The 511-nt window shown below is 31.7% G+C and carries 1 pseudogene; it reads left to right on the plus strand.

Going from position 1 to position 511, the window contains the following annotated elements:
• Nucleotides 1-110: 110 nt before the first annotated feature.
• Nucleotides 111-511 (plus strand): annotated as a pseudogene (locus tag ABD419_RS24890) (IS1380 family transposase); the annotation flags it as partial.

The raw sequence follows: 511 nt of genomic DNA on the forward strand, positions 1-511 counted from the left end.
CACCCATTGGGTGAAAGAAAAGTGCTCAAAAATATGTTAAATTATCAGCTTTTATGACTCGATATATGGTAAAATAATAGTAAGAAAAGTAGTAAAAAGGGGTTCTAATTATGATTAATAAAATTGATTTCAAAGCTAAGAATCTAACATCAAATGCAGGTCTTTTTCTGCTCCTTGAGAATGCAAAAAGCAATGGGATTTTTGATTTTATTGAAAATGACCTCGTATTTGATAATGACTCAACAAATAAAATCAAGATGAATCATATAAAGACCATGCTCTGCGGTCACTTCATTGGCATTGATAAGTTAGAACGTCTAAAGCTACTTCAAAATGATCCCCTCGTCAACGAGTTTGATATTTCCGTAAAAGAACCTGAAACAGTGTCACGGTTTCTAGGAAACTTCAACTTCAAGACAACCCAAATGTTTAGAGACATTAATTTTAAAGTCTTTAAAAAACTGCTCACTAAAAGTAAATTGACATCCATTACGATTGATATTGATAGTAG

The sequence above is a fragment of the Glycomyces endophyticus genome (assembly GCF_039531525.1).
Taxonomy (GTDB): Bacteria; Actinomycetota; Actinomycetes; order Mycobacteriales; family Micromonosporaceae; genus Glycomyces; species Glycomyces endophyticus.